This window comes from Streptococcus equinus, from assembly GCF_900101445.1.
Taxonomy (GTDB): domain Bacteria; phylum Bacillota; class Bacilli; order Lactobacillales; family Streptococcaceae; genus Streptococcus; species Streptococcus equinus_B.
The window spans coordinates 1,178,853-1,194,598 of the sequence record NZ_FNKE01000001.1 but is presented as its reverse complement, the minus strand read 5'-3'; the positions used below and the strand labels follow the sequence as shown (position 1 = coordinate 1,194,598).

The window sequence follows — 15,746 nt, the reverse complement described above, 5'->3', positions numbered from 1 at the left end:
TGATATAATCTATTTTAACATAAAGAGGGAGGGCGAGAAACGGTTTGGCAATAAAAGCAGTATTTTTTGATATTGATGGGACACTTTTGAATGATCGTAAGAATGTGCAACAATCGACCTTGAAAGCTATTAATAGTTTGAAAAAACAAGGGATTTTTGTGGGAGTAGCAACAGGGCGCGGGCCAGGTTTTGTGCAACCTTATCTGGAAAATCTTGGCTTGGATTTTGCCATTTCTTATAATGGTCAGTACATTTTTACACGAGATCAGGTGCTTTATCATAATCAAATGGCTGTGTCGACAATTTATCGTCTGATTCGTTATGCCAACGATCATCGCCGTGAAATCTCTCTGGGAACAGCTTCAGGTTTGGTTGGTTCTCGCATTATCAACATGGGGACAAGTCGCTTTGGTCAAGTTGTCAGCACACTTGTTCCCAAGCGTTGGGCAAAAGGAGTAGAACGTAGTTTTAAACATTTTATCCGACGTTTCAAACCTCAAAATTTAAATGGCTTGCTAGCGATTATGCGTCAACCGATTTATCAAGTGGTATTTGTGGCAACTGAAGGTGAAACAGCCAATATTCAAAATGCTTTTCCTTACATTAAAGTCACACGTAGTAGCCCTTATTCAGCTGATTTGATTTCAAAAGGGCAATCCAAAGTCAAAGGCATTGAGCGAGTCGGTGAGATGTTTGGCTTTAGCCTAGATGAGGTCATGGCCTTTGGTGATTCTGATAATGATATTGAAATGTTATCTGGTGTCGGCACTGGCGTTGCCATGGGAAATGCTAAAGAATCTGTCAAAGCTATCGCCACTTACACGACAGACACCAACAACAACGATGGTATTTCAAAAGCCTTAGCTCACTACGGTTTGATTCACGTTGAAGTTGGTGAGCGCTTTGATAGCCAAGATGACAACTTCAATAAAGTCAAAGATTTCCACCATCAAATGGACGGGGAAACTTGTGAAACACCACGACTTTATGGTGCTGAAGAAGCTGACCATCGTTCAGACTTTAAGGTTGAAGAGATTGTCGAGTTCTTGTATGCGACAAGTAAAGGAAATCCAGAAGCTTTCAAGCAGTCAGTGGCTAATTTGCACGAAGCTGTTGATAAGGCTGTGACTAAGATTAAAAGTAAAGAGCACCCAGAAACACCACTTGTTGGTCAAGTGGATGCTTTGACAGATTTGCTATATCTAACTTATGGTTCATTTGTTTTAATGGGAGTCGACCCAAAACCTTTCTTTGATATTGTTCATGAATCAAATATGGGAAAAATCTTCCCTGATGGTCAAGCGCATTTTGACCCGATTACTCACAAGATTTTAAAACCAGATGATTGGGAAGAAAAATTTGCGCCAGAACCAGCTATTAAACGTGAATTGGACCGACAAATTCATAAATCACTTAATCGTCAAAAAAGAAACCAAGCTAGTCATTAGACTAACTTGGCTTTTTTCGTAATTATAGAATAGTTGATTAAAAATTATTATTAAAGAGAATTGATATTACTCAAGACTTAGAATGTCTTTTCGCTATCACGAACAACTAGCAAATCGACTTTTGCGTGGCGCATGATGTATTCTGATGAAGAACCGATAAGAAGTCGTTCAAAGGTATTAAGACCAGTTGCCCCAACCATAATCAAATCAGCTTTTTCTTTATCAGGAATATCACGAGCTAGGAGTGTTTTTGGATTACCAAATTCAATAACTTGTTTGATTTTAGTTAATCCTTTATCGCGAGCTTGTTTTTCGTAGTCATCCAATACTTCTTTAGCTTCTTGTTCGAGTTTTTCATAGACATAAGTATCGAAAGTAGCTACACTTTGAAGTGCGCGTGTATCAATGACATGTGTAAGTAGTAACTCTGCGTTATTGCGAAGTGCAATGTTTACCCCTTTTTCAAAAGCCAATTCTGATTCGTAAGAACCATCAATAGCAATTAGGATTTTTTCATAATGATGTGACATAAGCTGCCTCCTTAATTATGCTAGCAAGAGCGTAAAAGTTAGCGAAAACGTAGACTGGTAAGAAATCTTGGTTTTTATTGAGAACTAAGGTTAGTTATCCGTCAGCTGTTAGTAGTTAACAGCCTTGCGCATTCCAAACTTCCTGCCCATATCAATAATTTTAATAAGCTAGTCGGGATAAGATAATCAAACGTTAACCGCTTACAATTATCATGAGAAATATCCCTAAAATTATTATACTCTATTTGGTCGAAAAATGAAAGCGTTTAAGGAATTTTTCTGAATATTTTTGCTATAATGTTAAAAGTGAGGAAAAGTATGATTAAAGATATAAAATCGGTTTTAAAAGATTTGAATCAACACAAGTACATTTATGTCTTGAGAGCTAGTGTTCTCCAGTTTTTAATGACAACTGTTGTTGCTTACTTGTTAGCTCTCCTTTTAAAAGTTATTCTCATTAACTCAAATATTCCGGGAATAACAACGGATAATCTCTTAAGTTTTTTAACCAATCCACTCACCTTAGGTCTCTTATTTGTGTATCTTTTGTTGCTTGCTTTCTTGATTTATTTAGAGTTCTCTTTATTAGTAGAAATCATTGAAAGTAAGGAAGTAAAGTTAGAATTAGGAGTTTCTTATTTTAAGGAAAAAAGCCGTAGCTTCGTCAGATCTATTTCAGGTTGGCATTTTTTGGCTTTTCTGTTTTATTTGATACTGACAATTCCTTTTATTGAATTTTTGGTGTCATCGGCTCTATTAGAAAATCTCTATATTCCTAGTTTTATTTCTGGGGAGTTGATGAAGTCCACAAATGGGAAAATAATCTATTATGGTTTGTATGCTATCTTTGCTTACCTCAATCTGAGATTTATCTATGCCCTTCCTTTGGCAGTGACTAAGAAAGATAATCGCTTTGCGGTATTCTTGAAAGAATCTTGGCAGTTGACTAAGGGTAGGAAAATCTTTCGAGTGCTAGGTTTTGGGCTTGTGGTTTTAATCATCACGGCTATTATTAGCCTTTTGAGTGCTGCAGGAATTGGTTTAGCGGCTTTGGTTGACGGCAGTGAGAAGACTTTTTGGGTTGAGACGCTATTTTTATCATTTGTTTGGGGTGTTCTTTTTGCAGGACGTTTGGTCTTCAAGTTAGCTTTTCTTTCCTATTTATTAAAAGGTTTTGACCATAAAACTCCTCAAAAGCTTCCAATTGAAGGAAGGAAAAAGCAACATCGCGTGTTAGCTTTGACTGGACTTTTATTGCTTATTGGTGGTATTAATTTTACATACAACGCTTTGAAAGCTTCTGGAGGACCTTCAAAAAACTTATCCGTTATCGGACACAGAGGCATGGTTTCTCAAGGTGTTGAAAACTCTTTAGAGTCTTTAGAAGCAGCTGCCAAGGCAGGGGCGACTTATTCAGAATTAGATATTATGTTATCAAAAGATGGTCAGTTTATTGTTAGTCATGATGATAATCTTAAACGCCTGACTGGGAAAAATATTGCGATTTCTCAATCTCAAGCCAAAGATATCCTTGGCTTGAAATTAAAGCAAAGTGGTCATGAGTCACGCTTAGTTTCTTTCGAAGACTACGTGGCTAAGGCAAAACAACTTGGCATTAAGCTGTTGGTTGAATTAAAACCAACAGGAAATGAACCAGACAATTATGAACAACTCTTTGTGGACAAGATGAAAGACTTACATGTGGATTCTTCTTATCTGGTTATGTCAGCTGATTTAAAAACCATTGAGAAGGTAAAAGAACTTGACCCAAGGATTCAATCTGGTTATACCATTTCCTTCCAACTGGGTGATTTCACAAGTCAAAAGGTGGATTTTTATGCAATCGAAGACTTTTCTTATAATGAACTTCTAGCCCGCAAGGCTCATCAAAATGGTAAAAAAATCTATGTTTGGACGGTCAATTCTAGAGATGATATTGAAAGGTACTTAGAAACAAGTACTGACGGCATTATTACAGACTACACAACTAGCGTTCGGAAAATTGAAAAAGAGCTGGCATCCAATGACAGTTATCTTGATTATTTTTTACGATTAACGAACCTTTCTTGGATTGAAAAATTATAAAGGAAAGTTTATAATATTTGAAACGAGGTAAAATCTATGAAAATATTTGATAAATCTTCAAAGCTAGAACATGTTGCATACGATATTCGTGGGCCAATTCTTGATGAAGCCAATCGTATGATTGCTAACGGCGAAAAAATTCTTCGTCTTAATACCGGAAACCCAGCTGCCTTTGGTTTTCAAGCGCCTGATGAAGTTATCCGTGACTTGATTGCTCACGCTCGTAATAGTGAAGGCTATTCTGATAGTAAAGGGATTTTTTCTGCTCGTAAAGCTATCATGCAATACTGTCAGTTAAAAGGATTTCCACATGTGGATATCGATGATATTTATCTAGGAAATGGTGTCTCTGAGCTTATCTCAATGTCACTTCAAGCCCTTCTTGATGATGGCGATGAAGTCTTGGTGCCAATGCCTGATTACCCATTATGGACAGCTTGTGTCAGTCTTGCTGGCGGAAATGCCGTGCATTACCTTTGTGACGAACAAGCTAATTGGTACCCTGATATTGATGACATCAAATCTAAAATCACATCAAATACCAAAGCCATTGTTATCATTAATCCAAATAACCCAACAGGGGCTTTGTATCCAGATGACCTTTTGAAAGAAATCGTGGAAATTGCTCGTCAAAATGACTTGATTATTTTTGCAGATGAAATCTATGACCGTTTGGTTATGGATGGCAAAAAACACACTGCCATTGCTAGCTTAGCACCAGATGTTTTCTGTGTGTCAATGAATGGTTTATCAAAATCACATCGAATCTGTGGTTTCCGTGTTGGGTGGATGGTCCTATCAGGTCCAAAACAAAACGTTAAAGGATACATTGAAGGACTTAACATGTTAGCCAACATGCGTCTTTGTGCAAACGTCTTAGGGCAAAATGTTGTTCAGACTTCTCTAGGTGGTTATCAATCAGTCGATGAACTTTTGATTCCTGGAGGTCGTATTTATGAACAACGTAACTTCATCTATAAGGCAGTAAATGAAGTGCCTGGTTTGTCTGCAGTCAAACCAGAAGCAGGGCTTTACATTTTCCCTAAAATTGACCGAGACATGTATCAAATTGATGACGATGAACAATTCTGTTTAGAATTGCTAAAACAAGAAAAAGTCATGTTGGTTCCAGGTAAAGGTTTCAACTGGAATGAGCCTGACCACTTCCGAATTGTCTATTTGCCACGTGTTGAAGAATTAGCTGAGGTTCAAGAGAAATTAACTCGTGTCCTTAGCCAGTACAAACGTTAAGAACTAATTCATTAGAATGATATCGCTTTTTTAGCTTGGTAAGGCTTTAAAAACGAACGTTCTAATGAATTTTTTTAATTAAATTCAGGTTAAAAAGTATCCGCTTACAAAATGTCAGAAGATACAGAAATTTTCTGATAATTTGTTTGCAAAATAAGGGTTCCTTTGATATAATTGTAACGCAAATAACGCAAAGGAAGTAGAAAATGCCGAATTTATTAGAAAAAACACGTAAGATTACATCAATTTTGCAACGCTCTGTTGACAGCCTAGATACTGAATTGCCATATAACACAATGGCCGCTCAACTTGCTGACATTATTGATTGTAACTCTTGCATCATCAACGGGGGAGGAACCCTTCTTGGTTATGCAATGAAATACAAAACTAATACTGACCGTGTTGAGGAATTCTTTCAAGCAAAACAATTCCCAGAAAGTTATGTAAAAGCAGCTAGTCGTGTTTACGATACTGAAGCTAACTTATCTGTAGATAATGATTTGACAATTTTCCCAGTTGAATCAAAAGATATCTATCCTGATGGATTGACAACAATCGCCCCTATCTATGGTGGTGGTATGCGCCTTGGTTCTCTTATCATCTGGCGTAACGATGAAGAATTCTCAGAAGACGATTTGATCCTTGTTGAAATCGCCTCTACAGTAGTTGGTATCCAATTGCTTAACCTTCAAACTGAAAATCTTGAAGAAACAATCCGTAAACAAACAGCCGTTAACATGGCTATCAACACACTTTCATACTCAGAAATGAAAGCTGTATCTGCTATTTTGGGTGAATTGGACGGAACTGAAGGTCGTTTGACTGCATCAGTTATCGCTGACCGTATTGGTATCACACGTTCAGTTATCGTTAATGCCCTTCGTAAATTGGAATCAGCAGGTATCATCGAAAGCCGTTCATTGGGTATGAAAGGTACATACCTTAAAGTCATCAATGAAGGTATCTTCGACAAATTAAAGGAATATAATTAATGACAAAAGCTCTTATCTCAATTGATTATACCTACGATTTTGTAGCTGACGATGGTAAATTGACTGCTGGAAAACCAGCGCAAGCTATTGAAGATGATATTGTCCGAGTAACTAAAGAAGCGTATGAAGCTGGATACTATATCTTCTTTGCCATTGATGCTCATGATGAAGGTGATGATTTTCATCCAGAAGCAAAATTGTTCCCACCGCATAATATCAAGGGAACAAGTGGACGTGATTTGTATGGGAAACTAGCCGACTTGTATGAAACAATCCAGTCAGATCAACGTGTCTTTTGGATGGATAAGCGTCATTATTCAGCTTTTTCAGGGACTGATTTAGATATTCGACTACGTGAACGTCGTGTCACAACAGTAGTTTTGACAGGTGTTCTAACGGATATTTGTGTATTACACACAGCTATTGATGCCTATAATCTTGGGTATGGTATTGAGATTCCTGCTGCGGCAGTAGCGAGCTTAACACAAGAAAATCATCAGTTTGCTTTAAATCATTTCAAAAATGTTTTAGGTGCAAAGATTATTTAAGTTGAAAGAAGTGGATGACCACTTCTTTTTTTGCTTTAGAAGAAAAGTGTGAAAAATTCTCTGGAAAGAGCTTTCTCCCTTTCTTTTACATGTTAAAGAAAAGTAAAATATGGTATAATTTTAGGGACTATGTTGTAAATTTGGTTTACGATTTAATTTAATCAAGGAGAGATAGAGATGAAAATTTCTGAAGAAGAAGTTCGTCATGTAGCAAATCTGTCAAAATTGTCATTTTCTGAAGAAGAAACAACAGAATTTGCGACAACTTTGTCTAAGATTGTCGATATGGTAGAACTCTTGAACGAAGTTGATACAGAGGGTGTCCCTGTAACAACGACAATGGCAGATCGTAAGACTGTTATGCGCGAAGACGTGGCAGTAGCTGGTGACGATCGCGATGAGCTCTTTAAAAACGTGCCTCAATCTGAAAATTACTATATTAAAGTTCCTGCTATCTTAGAAGACGGAGGAGATGCATAATGTCATTTAATACAAAATCAATTGATGAGTTGCACAATCTTCTTGTCAATAAAGAAATCTCAGCAGTTGAATTAACAAAAGCAACACTTGAAGATATTAAAGAACGTGAAGCAGCTGTTGATTCATTCATCACTGTTTCTGAAGAAGCTGCGCTTGCACAAGCAAAAGCTATCGATGAAAAAGGTATCGATGCTGATAATGTGATGTCTGGTATTCCTTTGGCTGTTAAAGATAACATTTCAACACGTGGTATCTTAACAACTGCAGCATCTAAAATGCTTTATAACTACGAACCAATTTTTGATGCGACTGCTGTTGAAAAAGTTTACGGCAAAGATATGGTGGTTATCGGTAAAACAAACATGGACGAATTTGCCATGGGTGGTTCAACTGAAACATCATACTTCAAGAAAACTAAAAATGCTTGGGACCAAACTAAAGTTCCTGGTGGATCATCTGGTGGTTCTGCAACTGCAGTAGCGTCAGGTCAAGTTCGTTTGTCACTTGGTTCAGATACTGGTGGTTCTATCCGCCAACCAGCAGCCTTCAATGGTGTTGTTGGTTTGAAACCAACATACGGGCGTGTGTCTCGTTTTGGTTTGATTGCATTTGGTAGCTCACTTGACCAAATTGGTCCATTTGCTCAAACTGTTAAAGAAAATGCGCAATTGTTGAATGTCATTGCTGGTCATGATGCAAAAGATGCAACATCATCTGATCGCAAAGTCCCTGATTTCACTGGTAAAATCGGTCAAGATATTAAAGGCATGAAGATTGCCCTTCCAAAAGAATATCTTGGTGAAGGTATCGACCCAGAAGTTAAAGAAACAATTCTTAATGCTGCAAAACACTTTGAAAAACTTGGTGCTACTGTTGAAGAAGTTAGCCTTCCACACAGTAAATACGGTGTAGCAGTTTACTATATCATTGCATCATCAGAAGCTTCTTCAAACTTGCAACGTTTCGATGGTATTCGTTATGGTTACCGCACTGAAAACTACAACAACCTTGAAGACATCTACGTGAACACTCGTAGTGAAGGATTTGGTGATGAAGTGAAACGTCGTATCATGCTTGGTACATTTAGCTTGTCATCAGGTTACTACGATGCTTACTTCAAAAAAGCTGGTCAAGTTCGTACATTGATTATTCGCGACTTCGAAAAAATCTTTGCTGACTATGACCTTATCTTAGGTCCAACAGCACCAAGCGTAGCATTTGGTTTGGATACACTTAACCACGATCCTGTTTCTATGTACTTGGCTGATATTTTGACAATTCCTGTTAACTTGGCTGGTCTTCCAGGTATTTCAATTCCTGCAGGATTTGCTCAAGGTCTTCCAGTTGGTATGCAATTGATTGGTCCTAAATACAGCGAAGAAACAATCTATCAAGCAGCAGCTGCTTTTGAAGCAACAACTGATTATCATAAACAACAACCCGTTATTTTTGGAGGTGACAAATAATGAACTTTGAAACAGTCATCGGGCTTGAAGTCCACGTTGAGTTAAATACTAATTCAAAGATTTTTTCACCGACATCAACACATTTTGGTAACGACCAAAATACAAATACAAATGTTATCGACTGGTCATTCCCAGGTGTTCTTCCTGTTATGAACAAAGGTGTTATCGACGCTGGTATTAAAGCAGCACTAGCCCTTAACATGGACATTCACCAAAACATGCACTTTGACCGTAAAAACTATTTCTATCCTGATAATCCAAAAGCTTACCAAATTTCACAATTTGATGAACCAATTGGATACAATGGTTGGATTGAAATTGAACTTGAAGATGGTTCAACTAAGAAAATTCGTATCGAACGTGCTCACTTGGAAGAAGATGCTGGTAAAAACACTCACGGTACTGATGGTTACTCATATGTTGACCTTAACCGTCAAGGTGTGCCGCTTATCGAAATCGTATCTGAAGCTGATATGCGTTCGCCAGAAGAAGCTTATGCTTACCTAACTGCTCTTAAAGAAGTTATCCAATACACTGGTATTTCTGACGTTAAGATGGAAGAAGGTTCTATGCGTGTGGATGCCAACATTTCTCTTCGTCCTTATGGTCAAGAAGAATTTGGTACAAAAGCTGAGTTGAAAAACTTGAACTCATTTAACAATGTGCGTAAAGGACTTATCTACGAGCAAAAACGTCAAGCACAAGTGCTTCGTTCAGGTGGTCAAATCCAACAAGAAACTCGTCGTTACGATGAATCAACTGGTGAAACAATTTTGATGCGTGTTAAAGAAGGTGCATCAGATTACCGTTACTTCCCAGAACCAGACCTACCACTTTATGAAGTGTCTGACGAATGGATTGAAGAAATGCGTCAAACTCTTCCAGAGTTTCCAAAAGAACGTCGTGCTAAATACATTAATGAATTTGGCTTGACAGCTTACGATGCTGCTCAATTGACTGCAACAAAAGCAACTTCTGATTTCTTTGAAAGTGCAGTAGCTCTTGGTGGTGATGCTAAACACGTTTCTAACTGGTTGCAAGGTGAAGTGGCTCAATTCCTTAACAGCGAAAACAAAACACTTTCTGAAATCTTGTTAACACCAGAAAACCTTGTTGAAATGCTTGCTATCATTGCTGATGGTACCATTTCATCAAAAATTGCCAAGAAAGTCTTTGTTCACTTGGCTAAAAACGGTGGTTCTGCGCGTGAATACGTTGAAAAAGCTGGTTTGGTTCAAATTTCTGACCCTGCAGTACTTATTCCAATTATTCACCAAGTCTTTGAAGACAATGAAGCTGCTGTTGCTGACTTCAAGTCAGGTAAACGTAATGCTGATAAAGCCTTCACTGGATTCTTGATGAAAGCCACAAAAGGTAAAGCAAACCCACAAGTTGCCCTTAAATTGTTGGCACAAGAATTGGCAAAATTAAAAGAAGACTAAGATGTCTAAGAAATCATCCTTCGGGGTGATTTTTTAGCTAATATAAGCCAGATTATAATCTAAAGCTCAGCAAGTGCTGGGCTTTTTATAATGCACAAAACTGAAAGAATTTTTAGAAAGATTACTTTACAAAAAGTGTGAGAATTGGTGTGTTTTCTAGCTGCTAAATGTGTTATACTTGGAGCTGAATTTTATTTGGTAAGGTAGATGGAGTTAAGATGAATAAGATGTTTAAGGGAACTATTATGGTTCTTGTTGCAGGGATATTCTGGGGGATTTCTGGGGTTTCTGGGCAATATTTGATGGCCCATGGAATGAATGTCGATTTATTGTCTTGTGTGCGTTTAATTACCGCTGGTGTGATAATGACGACTATTGCAGCACTTAATCAGCGTGAGACGTTTTTGAAGGCTGTAACGTCATTAAAAGCGCTTGGTGGTATTGCCTTATTTTCTCTGATTGGGCTTGTGCTAAATCAGTACGCTTATCTAAGAGCAATCGAAAGTACCAATGCTGGAACAGCAACGGTTATACAGTACATGGCACCGATTCTTGTTTTGGGGTATGTTTCGATTAGGAAAAAGCAACTACCACGAGGAAGTGAAGTTCTAGCGATTATTTTAGCTATTTTTGGGACCTATATTATCGCAACGCACGGACGTCTAGATGGCTTAGCAATCACGCCAGTAGGTTTTGCTTGGGGATTATTTTCTGCGGTAACTTATTCGTTTTATATTATTTTGCCAGCGAAATTAATTCGTGAGTTTGGTAGCTTCACGGTGATTGGTCTTGGCATGATTATGGGGGGAATTCTTTTCCCAATCTTGGTAAAACCATGGCAATACACTTTAGTACTAAATCCAGGAAATTTGCTAGGATTGTTTGGTATCATCATTGTCGGGACAGTTTTTGCTTATAGCTTATTTTTAAAAGGAACAGCTATTGTCGGTGCAGTCAAAGGAAGTTTGCTTGCTGCTGTTGAGCCGATCTCTTCAGTATTCTTCTCATTGACGATTATGCACGAAATCTTTTACCCAATGGATTTTCTAGGCATGATTTTCATCGTCGGTGCGGTCCTATTAATTTCTTTACGAGATTTAGTAGTCGTCAAAAAACAATTGCATTAAATGTTTAAAGAGTGGTTTTTCGCTCTTTTTTTATTAAATTAAGGTATTATCCAATTCGCCATATTGGTCTAAATATGTTAAAATAAATAGTAAAATATATTTTTTTGGAGAGTAATTTGAGTATAGACGATTATAGGCCGACCTTCGTGGTAGAGGCAGTTTATGATTTAAAAGCAGATGATTTGTTGCGACATGGTATTCATGCCGTTTTAGTTGACTTAGATAACACACTAATTGCATGGAATAACCCAGATGGAACACCAGAAGTTAGGGCATGGTTGGATGAAATGACCATGGCTGATATTTCTGTGGTTGTCGTATCAAATAACAGTTATTCACGTGTTGATCGTGCGGTATCACGCTTTGGTGTGGACTTTGTTAGCCGTTCAATGAAACCTTTCACACGTGGTATTAATAAAGCCATCAAGCGTTATGGATTTGACCGTGATGAAGTTATCATGGTTGGTGACCAGTTGATGACAGATATTCGCGCTGCGCATCGTGCAGAGATTCAATCTGTTTTGGTTAAACCTTTGGTTAAATCTGATGCTTGGAATACTAGAATTAATCGTTGGCGTGAACGTCGTGTTTGGGCTAAACTTGAAGAAAAATACGGAAAAATCCAATATCAAAAAGGAATTTAATGGAAGAATTATTATGTATTGGCTGCGGAGCCAAAATTCAAACAGAAGATAAAGAACAAGCAGGATACACACCGAAAGCAGCTCTTGAAAAGGGCTTAGAGACTGGTGAATTGTATTGTCAAAGATGTTTTAGATTACGTCACTACAATGAAATCACTGACGTGCACATTACTGATGACGAATTCTTGAAACTTCTTCATGAAGTTGGGGATAGTGATGCACTTGTTGTTAACGTTGTGGATATCTTTGATTTTAACGGATCAGTTATCCCAGGATTGTCACGCTTTGTCTCTGGCAATGATGTTCTTCTTGTCGGAAACAAAAAAGACATTTTGCCTAAATCTGTAAAAACAGGTAAAGTGACACAATGGTTGACTGAGCGTGCCCACGAAGAAGGTCTTCGTCCAGTTGATGTTATCTTGACTAGTGCGCAAAATCATCAAGCTATTAAAGACTTGATTGAAAAAATTGAGAAATTGCGTCGTGGTCGTGATGTCTACGTGGTAGGTGTAACAAACGTTGGTAAATCAACACTTATCAATGCCATTATCAAAGAAATCACAGGAGAAAAAGACATTATCACAACGTCTCGTTTCCCTGGAACAACGCTTGATAAAATTGAAATTCCACTTGATGATGGGTCTTACATTTTTGACACACCAGGTATCATTCACCGTCACCAAATGGCGCACTACCTTGGTGATAAGAATCTAAAATACATCAGCCCGAAAAAAGAAATCAAACCAAAAACTTACCAACTTAATCCAGAACAAACTTTGTTCTTAGCTGGTTTGGGTCGATTTGATTTTATCTCAGGTGACAAACAAGGTTTCACAGCTTATTTTGATAATAATTTGAAATTACACCGTACTAAATTAGCTGGCGCTGATGCGTTTTACGACAAACACGTTGGTAGTCTTTTGACACCACCAAGTGATAAAGAATTGGCTGAGTTTCCAAATTTGGTTCGTCATGAATTTACCATCAAAGATAAAATGGATGTAGTTTATTCAGGACTTGGTTGGATTCGTATTAAAGCCTCACAAGCTAACCCAGTGAAGATTGCAGCTTGGGCACCAGAAGGTGTAGCTGTTCTTCTTCGTAAAGCATTGATTTAAAGAAAACTAAAAGAAAGGAAGTTCAAGTCAAAACAACTTGATTTGAACGGGGCTAGACACCAGGAAAATCGCCTGGTGTTGATAATGCCTTTATATTAAAGAATATGCTAACAAGTAAACAACGTGCTTTTTTGAAATCACAAGCACATTCAATGAAACCAATTGTACAAATTGGGAAAAATGGTCTTAACGACCAAATTAAAACAAGCGTCCGCAATGCACTTGACGCGCGTGAATTGATTAAAGTCACTCTTCTTCAAAATACTGACGAAGACATTCATGAAGTGGCTGAAATCTTGGAAGATGAGATTGGTTGTGATACTGTTCTTAAAATCGGACGTATCATCATTCTTTACAAAGAATCATCTAAAAAACAAAACCGTAAAATCTCACCAAAAGTAAAAGAACTGAATAAATAGTCTGTTTTTTAACGGGCGATGTAGTTGATTGAGCTTGGTAGGTAATACCAAGCTCGGAGGTAGTCGTATGGCATTAGAATTAGTTACTCCATTTACCAAAGTGGAACTGGAGAAAAAGGAAAAAGATAAAAATCGTAAGCAAATTGGTATTTTGGGCGGAAATTTTAACCCTGTCCACAATGCTCATCTCGTGGTTGCTGACCAAGTCCGCCAACAATTGTGTTTGGACAAAGTTCTTCTTATGCCCGAATATGAGCCACCACATCTTGATAAAAAAGAAACGATTGATGAAAAACACCGTTTGAAAATGCTTGAGCTAGCTATTGAAGGCGTTGAAGGTTTGGATATTGAAACAATCGAATTAGAGCGTAAAGGTATCAGTTACACTTACGATACCATGAAGCTTTTAATCGAAAAAAATCCAGACGTGGATTATTATTTCATTATCGGTGCTGATATGGTTGATTACCTTCCAAAATGGTACAAAATTGATGAATTAATCAAAATGGTTCAATTCGTTGGTGTGCAACGTCCTAAATACAAGGCAGGAACATCATATCCTGTCATTTGGGTAGATGTGCCAATGATGGACATTTCATCAAGCTTGATTCGTCATCACTTTGAGGTTGGCTGTCGACCAAACTTTTTGACACCACCAGCTGTTATCGACTACATTGAGAAAGAAGGTCTTTACCGTGACCTATGAGACTTACACAGCGGGAATCGAACGTGTTGAGCTTTTAGAAAAAGTTGCATCAGCCATGAGCGAGAAACGCTTTAAACACGTTCTTGGTGTGGAAAAAACAGCGATTGAACTAGCTGAACGCTATGGCTGTGATACTGAAAAAGCTGGACTGGCTGGTTTGATTCACGATTACGCCAAAGAACTTTCTGACCAAGAATTTTTAGACTTGATTGATAAGTATAAGCTTGACCCAAAACTCAAAAAATGGGGTAACAATGTCTGGCATGGCATGGTTGGTATTTATAAGATTCAAGAAGATTTAGGTGTGACAGATAAGGAAATCTTACGTAGCATTGAGACGCACACTGTTGGCTCTGGAGCCATGTCACTACTTGATAAGGTTATCTATGTTGCTGATTATATCGAGCCAGGTCGCTGTTTCCCATTGGTGGAAGAAGCGCGTGTGATTGCCAAAGAATCGCTTGACAAAGCTGTCGCTTACGAAACAGTTCACACCGTTGAGCACCTAGCCCACCAAGCCTTCCCAATTTTCCCACAAACTATTGAAACCTATAACGCTTATGTGGGGTATATGAGGTCTGATAAATGAAAACTGCTTTACTAGTCGTAGATATTCAAAATGATTTGATTGAAAATGTACCTTATCAAATGCAGGAGTGCCTGTCTATTTGGCAGCAATTAATAACAAGTTGTCGTGAAAAAGGTGTTGAAGTCATCTATGTTCGACATCATGACGAAGAGTTAGTTTTTGGTAGTCATGGATGGAAAATCTACGACGGTGTTGCTCCGAAAGCAGGAGAAAAAATTTTTGATAAGCAATATAATAGTGCTTTTAAAGAAACCTCGCTACAAGAATATCTGGCTAGCCAAGCGTTTAGTCATTTAGTGATTATCGGAATGGCAACTGATTACTGCATTGATACGACTGTTAAAGTGGCATTTGAACTAGGGTATCAGGTGATTATTCCTAAGAATGGAACGACTACTTTTGATAGTGATTTCCTGACAGCAAAGCAACTACAAAAACATTACGAAGCTATTTGGCATAATCGATTTGCCAAGGTGAAAACGATAGAAGAAATATTGAAAGAGGATTTATATTGACTAAAGAAGAACTTTTAGCTGTTGTTGTGAAAGCAGCTGATGAGAAACGTGCAGAAGATATGGTCGTTTTGGACCTTTACGGATTGACTAGTGTGACTGACTATTTTGTAGTCGTGAGCGCTATGAATACTCGTCAATTGGACGCTATTGCAGAAAATATCCGTGAAAAAGTTAAAGAAGCAGGTGGAGATGCTAGCCACGCTGAAGGTGATAGTCGTACTGGTTGGGTACTACTTGACCTTAACGATGTTGTTGTTCACATCTTCTCAGAAGACGAACGCGAACACTACAACATTGAAAAATTGTGGCACGAAGCACCTATGGTTGATGTGTCAGAATACCTTGCTTAAGGATAATCTTACCTTGCCATTTGGCAAGGTTTTTGA

The 15,746-nt window shown here is 37.9% G+C and carries 17 protein-coding genes; 16 read left to right on the top strand and 1 reads right to left on the bottom strand.

The window, feature by feature from the left end:
- The first annotated feature begins 44 nt into the window (after window positions 1-44).
- Complete coding sequence (locus tag BLR83_RS05975; protein ID WP_074560847.1) at window positions 45-1,448, top strand: Cof-type HAD-IIB family hydrolase; 1,404 nt, start codon at window positions 45-47, stop codon at window positions 1,446-1,448.
- Between the two features lie 77 nt (window positions 1,449-1,525).
- Here BLR83_RS05975 and BLR83_RS05970 read toward each other — a convergent pair whose 3' ends face one another.
- Window positions 1,526-1,978, bottom strand: coding sequence for a universal stress protein (locus BLR83_RS05970; RefSeq protein ID WP_074560846.1), 453 nt, complete (start codon window positions 1,976-1,978; stop codon window positions 1,526-1,528).
- A 318-nt stretch (window positions 1,979-2,296) separates the two neighbouring features.
- Here BLR83_RS05970 and BLR83_RS05965 point away from each other — a divergent pair, with 318 nt between their 5' ends.
- From BLR83_RS05965 to rsfS, 15 genes are all read left to right on the top strand, one after another.
- Window positions 2,297-4,063 (top strand): glycerophosphodiester phosphodiesterase, encoded by a 1,767-nt coding sequence (locus tag BLR83_RS05965; RefSeq protein ID WP_074560845.1) that lies wholly within the window; start codon window positions 2,297-2,299, stop codon window positions 4,061-4,063.
- A 36-nt stretch (window positions 4,064-4,099) separates the two neighbouring features.
- Window positions 4,100-5,314, top strand: coding sequence for a pyridoxal phosphate-dependent aminotransferase (locus BLR83_RS05960; protein WP_039696347.1), 1,215 nt, complete (start codon window positions 4,100-4,102; stop codon window positions 5,312-5,314).
- A 206-nt stretch (window positions 5,315-5,520) separates the two neighbouring features.
- A complete protein-coding gene (gene codY, locus BLR83_RS05955; protein WP_006532961.1) occupies window positions 5,521-6,306 on the top strand; it encodes a GTP-sensing pleiotropic transcriptional regulator CodY in 786 nt (261 codons plus the stop codon).
- Complete coding sequence (locus BLR83_RS05950; RefSeq protein ID WP_074560844.1) at window positions 6,306-6,854, top strand: cysteine hydrolase family protein; 549 nt, start codon at window positions 6,306-6,308, stop codon at window positions 6,852-6,854. Before codY ends, BLR83_RS05950 begins: the two co-directional genes overlap by 1 nt.
- 177 nt (window positions 6,855-7,031) lie before the next feature.
- The gene (gene gatC / locus BLR83_RS05945; RefSeq protein WP_006532958.1) at window positions 7,032-7,334 is read left to right on the top strand and encodes an Asp-tRNA(Asn)/Glu-tRNA(Gln) amidotransferase subunit GatC; all 303 of its coding nucleotides are present in this window, start codon (window positions 7,032-7,034) and stop codon (window positions 7,332-7,334) included.
- Window positions 7,334-8,800, top strand: a complete 1,467-nt coding sequence (gene gatA, locus BLR83_RS05940) for an Asp-tRNA(Asn)/Glu-tRNA(Gln) amidotransferase subunit GatA (RefSeq protein ID WP_074560843.1) — start codon at window positions 7,334-7,336, stop codon at window positions 8,798-8,800. The genes gatC and gatA overlap by 1 nt, the downstream gene beginning before the upstream one ends.
- On the top strand, window positions 8,800-10,242 hold the full coding sequence (gatB, locus tag BLR83_RS05935; RefSeq protein WP_074560842.1) for an Asp-tRNA(Asn)/Glu-tRNA(Gln) amidotransferase subunit GatB: 1,443 nt from the start codon (window positions 8,800-8,802) through the stop codon (window positions 10,240-10,242). The genes gatA and gatB overlap by 1 nt, the downstream gene beginning before the upstream one ends.
- A 218-nt stretch (window positions 10,243-10,460) precedes the next feature.
- Window positions 10,461-11,369 (top strand): DMT family transporter, encoded by a 909-nt coding sequence (locus BLR83_RS05930; RefSeq protein ID WP_074560841.1) that lies wholly within the window; start codon window positions 10,461-10,463, stop codon window positions 11,367-11,369.
- A gap of 116 nt (window positions 11,370-11,485) precedes the next feature.
- Complete coding sequence (locus BLR83_RS05925) at window positions 11,486-12,013, top strand: YqeG family HAD IIIA-type phosphatase (RefSeq protein WP_180366619.1); 528 nt, start codon at window positions 11,486-11,488, stop codon at window positions 12,011-12,013.
- Window positions 12,013-13,131: a ribosome biogenesis GTPase YqeH gene (gene yqeH / locus BLR83_RS05920; protein ID WP_074560839.1), complete on the top strand. Its 1,119-nt coding sequence runs from the start codon at window positions 12,013-12,015 to the stop codon at window positions 13,129-13,131. Before BLR83_RS05925 ends, yqeH begins: the two co-directional genes overlap by 1 nt.
- Before the next feature lie 104 nt (window positions 13,132-13,235).
- Entirely contained in the window at window positions 13,236-13,550 is a 315-nt protein-coding gene (gene yhbY / locus BLR83_RS05915; RefSeq protein ID WP_039696356.1) for a ribosome assembly RNA-binding protein YhbY, read from the top strand.
- A 67-nt stretch (window positions 13,551-13,617) separates the two neighbouring features.
- A complete protein-coding gene (locus BLR83_RS05910) occupies window positions 13,618-14,256 on the top strand; it encodes a nicotinate-nucleotide adenylyltransferase (RefSeq protein ID WP_074560838.1) in 639 nt (212 codons plus the stop codon).
- Window positions 14,246-14,845, top strand: coding sequence for a bis(5'-nucleosyl)-tetraphosphatase (symmetrical) YqeK (gene yqeK, locus BLR83_RS05905; RefSeq protein WP_074560837.1), 600 nt, complete (start codon window positions 14,246-14,248; stop codon window positions 14,843-14,845). The genes BLR83_RS05910 and yqeK overlap by 11 nt, the downstream gene beginning before the upstream one ends.
- Window positions 14,842-15,360, top strand: coding sequence for a cysteine hydrolase family protein (locus tag BLR83_RS05900; protein WP_074560836.1), 519 nt, complete (start codon window positions 14,842-14,844; stop codon window positions 15,358-15,360). Before yqeK ends, BLR83_RS05900 begins: the two co-directional genes overlap by 4 nt.
- Entirely contained in the window at window positions 15,357-15,710 is a 354-nt protein-coding gene (gene rsfS / locus BLR83_RS05895; protein ID WP_013852201.1) for a ribosome silencing factor, read from the top strand. Before BLR83_RS05900 ends, rsfS begins: the two co-directional genes overlap by 4 nt.
- Window positions 15,711-15,746: the final 36 nt, after the last annotated feature.

What these genes read in the sequence shown, in the direction of transcription:
- codY (WP_006532961.1), top strand. Translation starts at nt 5,521, where the DNA reads ATGCCGAATTTATTAGAAAAAACACGTAAGATTACATCAATTTTGCAA.
- yhbY (WP_039696356.1), top strand. Translation starts at nt 13,236, where the DNA reads ATGCTAACAAGTAAACAACGTGCTTTTTTGAAATCACAAGCACATTCA.
- gatA (WP_074560843.1), top strand. Translation starts at nt 7,334, where the DNA reads ATGTCATTTAATACAAAATCAATTGATGAGTTGCACAATCTTCTTGTC.
- BLR83_RS05965 (WP_074560845.1), top strand. Translation starts at nt 2,297, where the DNA reads ATGATTAAAGATATAAAATCGGTTTTAAAAGATTTGAATCAACACAAG.
- BLR83_RS05970 (WP_074560846.1), bottom strand. Translation starts at nt 1,978, where the DNA reads ATGTCACATCATTATGAAAAAATCCTAATTGCTATTGATGGTTCTTAC.
- BLR83_RS05910 (WP_074560838.1), top strand. Translation starts at nt 13,618, where the DNA reads ATGGCATTAGAATTAGTTACTCCATTTACCAAAGTGGAACTGGAGAAA.
- BLR83_RS05950 (WP_074560844.1), top strand. Translation starts at nt 6,306, where the DNA reads ATGACAAAAGCTCTTATCTCAATTGATTATACCTACGATTTTGTAGCT.
- gatB (WP_074560842.1), top strand. Translation starts at nt 8,800, where the DNA reads ATGAACTTTGAAACAGTCATCGGGCTTGAAGTCCACGTTGAGTTAAAT.
- BLR83_RS05960 (WP_039696347.1), top strand. Translation starts at nt 4,100, where the DNA reads ATGAAAATATTTGATAAATCTTCAAAGCTAGAACATGTTGCATACGAT.
- BLR83_RS05900 (WP_074560836.1), top strand. Translation starts at nt 14,842, where the DNA reads ATGAAAACTGCTTTACTAGTCGTAGATATTCAAAATGATTTGATTGAA.
- BLR83_RS05930 (WP_074560841.1), top strand. Translation starts at nt 10,461, where the DNA reads ATGAATAAGATGTTTAAGGGAACTATTATGGTTCTTGTTGCAGGGATA.
- yqeH (WP_074560839.1), top strand. Translation starts at nt 12,013, where the DNA reads ATGGAAGAATTATTATGTATTGGCTGCGGAGCCAAAATTCAAACAGAA.
- gatC (WP_006532958.1), top strand. Translation starts at nt 7,032, where the DNA reads ATGAAAATTTCTGAAGAAGAAGTTCGTCATGTAGCAAATCTGTCAAAA.